The following is a 3,374-nucleotide window of genomic DNA, read 5'->3' on the forward strand; positions in this document are numbered from 1 at the left end:
ACCAGAGAGGAGCTGATCGACTTTCTGGTCTTATCCCTCTGCCAGAAGAGCAATGTCCGCGAATCCCGGGAACGCCTGCTGTCTCTGGTCGTCTGCTTTCGCGGAAAAATCGAAAAACACCTGCTTCAGCACCTGGCCGAGGAAACTGACGCGCAGTCCCGCAAAATCCTTGGCGCCGCGCTGATCCGCCTCGGCCCTACGGCCTGTCCGGTGCTGATCGAATACCTCAAAGACTCGCGCTGGTTCGTGGTGCGCAACGCCATCGGCATCGTCGGTGAAATCCGTGATCAGCAGACCACCCCCCACCTGGTCCCGATGCTCGCCCACGAAGACATCCGGGTGCGCCGTGAGACCATCCGCGCCCTGACCAAAATCGGCGGCCGCAGCGCCGAAGGGACGCTGCTGCAGATCCTCGACTGCGAAGACAGGGACATGCGCCGGCAGACGATTCTTTCCCTCGGCGCGCTCAAATGCACCGCGGCCCTGCCGGCCCTGCTCGATTTGGCGAGCCAGCGGGACGGCAAAGACCGCCGGCTCGATGAAAAAAAAGAGGCCATCAATGCCTTGGGCCAGATCGGCTCCAGCGATGCCGTTCCCCAACTCAAGGCCATTTTAAAACGGCGCCGCTTCTGGTTCGGTTCGCGGGACAACGAACTGCGCGCGGCCGCCGCCCTGGCTCTCGGCAAAATCGGTTCGCAGGATGCCCTGGCCCTGCTGCACAAGGCGACTGAAGACCGCTCCGAGCAGGTGGCCCGCGCCGCCCTGTTGGCTCTCAACCGAATCGGAAAGACCACCACCAATGTCCCCTGATCAGCTAAAAAAAATCATTTACGGGATTTCGGGAGCCTACAAGGGGTTGCGCCTCTATCCTGCCGCTCACCCGGCCATCAAGAAACAGGCGGAAAACCTGATGCAGGATTTCCAGGTTCTGTTCCGCGAAAAGAAGCAACTCAAGATCGGCCTGCTCGAAGGAACACTGTTCTTCGAAAAACATCTGTTTGTGGCCAACGAACCGGCCGTCGAGGAGATCACTGCCTTGCTCACGGAAAGGGAGCTCGAAGGCTTCGAGTTCCAGTCGGGATTAACCGCGGACGAGATCCAGCTCTTTTTCCAGCTCCTCTCGGAAAAACACCTGGCCGGACAGGGCCTGGTTCAAGCCATTGCGACCCGGAGGGTGCGTCACATTCGCCTCATAGCCGACCGGGAAGAGGAGGACGAAGAAGAGATCCAGGCCCCCCGCAAGATTTACCAACGCGCCCTCCAGGTGGTCAGCCAGATTTTCAGCGATGTGCGCCTGGGCAAAATCCCATCCTCGAAAGAAGCTCACAGCGTGGTCAACAGCATGGTTCAATCGACCCTCGCCGACCCCCATGCGCTGATGGCGCTGTCGATGCTCAAGGATTACGACAATTACACCTTTACCCATTCGGTGAACGTGTCGGTCATCGCCCTGGCGGTCGGTCAGGCCTGCGGCCTGCCGGAGGACAAGCTGCGCACCCTCGGCCTCGGCGCCCTGCTGCACGACATCGGCAAACTGATCATCGACAAGGAGATCATCAACAAACCGGGAAGGCTGACCACCGAGGAATATGAAGAGATCAAGAAGCACCCGGCCTCGGGAACCGAGATTGCCGGCGAGATGGAAGACATCCCCGGCGAAGTCCTTGACATCGTCCTCGGCCACCACCTGCGCTATGACCGCAGCGGCTATCCGGTCGACGCCCGCGGCAAAATAATTTCAATTTTGTCCGACATGACAACCATTGCCGACACCTACGACGCCATGACCACCCTGCGCTCCTACCAGCGGCCGATGACCCCCCGCGTTGCCGTCGAAACGCTGCGGAAGCTGTCTGGATCGGCGCTGCACCCCGAACTGCTGGAAAAACTGATCACCTCGCTCGGCCCCTATCCGGTCGGCAGCCTGGTGCGTCTGGACAGCAACGAGATCGGCGTGGTCGCCCGCGTCGGCAACCTGGGCAGGGATGTTGTGGAGCTAAAAATCATTTTCTCCTCGTCGGGAGAAAAGCTGGATGAACCGATCCCGGTGGAGCTGGTCGGCAGCGAGTCGGAACGCATCGTCGCCGAGGTCGACCCCTTCGTCAAGGGGATCGAGGTTACGGACTATTTCGAGTAACCAAAGGGACGCTTGCCGGAACTACATACAAAAAAGCCAACCCCGAGGGGCCGGCTTTAAAATTGAACCAAGCTTCGTGCTAAGATTCCAGTTCACCGAGAGCAGCAGCGGCTTCCCTGCGAACCTCCGGCTGCGCGTGTGACAGCAGCGGAAGCAGCGCCGCTTCCGCTGCCCCGGAACCAATTGCTCCCAATGATCGGATCGCCGACTTGACCAGTTCGAGATCCTGCTCCTTCAGCACGGCCCCCAGGTAGGGGACCAGACGCGGGTCAGAAAACTGCCCGAGAGCTTCGGCGACATGCACCCGGACCGCCGGGTGTGAATCGGAAAGCGCCTTGACCAGGTTACCGAGCACCTTGGGATTCTTTTTCTTGCCCAGCACCTGCACCGCCGTCGCCCGGATATCCTCGTCGGGAAAGGTCAGCGCCGCCAGCAGAGGCGGAAAAACCTCGGGCGAGTTGATCCGTTCGAGCGCGAACAGCGCCTTGACCCGCTGACCGCGGGTTCCGCCCTTGAGAAGATCCAGGATCTTGCCCAGGTCAAGAGCAGACTCGAGGGATTCCAGCGACCGGGCGGCCGCCTGGCGCACCCCTTCATCCGGATCTTTCAGGCTGTTTCGCAGTGCTTTTTTTCGATCTTCAAGCATTTCGCACCCGCCATTTACGACCTGACAGCAGCCCATGAAACCAGAGCGCTGCCACGGTAACTTAAGATAGTTGTTGTCACATTCTCGCTAAAACATCTGGCATTAGCCAAGTGCCTGCCGGACTATCCATCCGCCGGCGCCAGCGCGTCCTGCGAGCCCACTTTCCTCAGCCTATTTTTTCGATTGGCGCTATCGCATAGAACAGTTCGTCCCAGAATTCCGGGAGATTTCCCCATTTGTTCTCACTCGCCCCGCTGAGAAAAGCAGATCACTCGACTCTCCTTGCGGATCTCCCAGAAAAACCCCCAATGGGCGCCCGCAGATACACCGACCTTATACCTGCCCGAACTGGGGACACAATCTATCTAAGGGCTAAAGCACGATGTCCGCATAACATAACACAGTTAAAAGGTACATTTACAGCTAATCGTCGCATCCATTCCCGCAAAAATCTGACAGCTCACTCGTACTGATCGCTTCAAAAGAGTCACCCCCAAAAACCTCGGCAAAACGATTTTCTCCGAGCCAAACCGACAAGCCACCCATCCAACCGGCCTTTCAGTCAAGAGTAGTCCGCCATTTGACGTACCT

The 3,374-nt window shown here is 58.8% G+C and carries 3 protein-coding genes; 2 read left to right on the forward strand and 1 reads right to left on the reverse strand.

Features of this window, described 5'->3' with window-relative positions:
• Nucleotides 1–810: HEAT repeat domain-containing protein (locus ABYV89_RS15715; protein ID WP_432823880.1), on the forward strand; the 810-nt coding region annotated here is incomplete at its 5' end.
• A complete protein-coding gene (locus ABYV89_RS15720; RefSeq protein ID WP_432823881.1) occupies nt 800–2,137 on the forward strand; it encodes an HD-GYP domain-containing protein in 1,338 nt (445 codons plus the stop codon). The genes ABYV89_RS15715 and ABYV89_RS15720, both read left to right, overlap by 11 nt.
• Nucleotides 2,138–2,216: 79 nt before the next feature.
• Here the strand turns inward: ABYV89_RS15720 and ABYV89_RS15725 are convergent, their stop codons facing one another.
• Entirely contained in the window at nt 2,217–2,783 is a 567-nt protein-coding gene (locus ABYV89_RS15725; protein WP_432823882.1) for a HEAT repeat domain-containing protein, read from the reverse strand.
• Between the last annotated feature and the right edge of the window lie 591 nt (nt 2,784–3,374).

The organism is Trichloromonas sp. (genome assembly GCF_041583255.1).
Lineage (GTDB): Bacteria > Desulfobacterota > Desulfuromonadia > Desulfuromonadales > Trichloromonadaceae > Trichloromonas.

What these genes read in the sequence shown, in the direction of transcription:
- ABYV89_RS15720 (WP_432823881.1), top strand. Translation starts at nt 800, where the DNA reads ATGTCCCCTGATCAGCTAAAAAAAATCATTTACGGGATTTCGGGAGCC.
- ABYV89_RS15725 (WP_432823882.1), bottom strand. Translation starts at nt 2,783, where the DNA reads ATGCTTGAAGATCGAAAAAAAGCACTGCGAAACAGCCTGAAAGATCCG.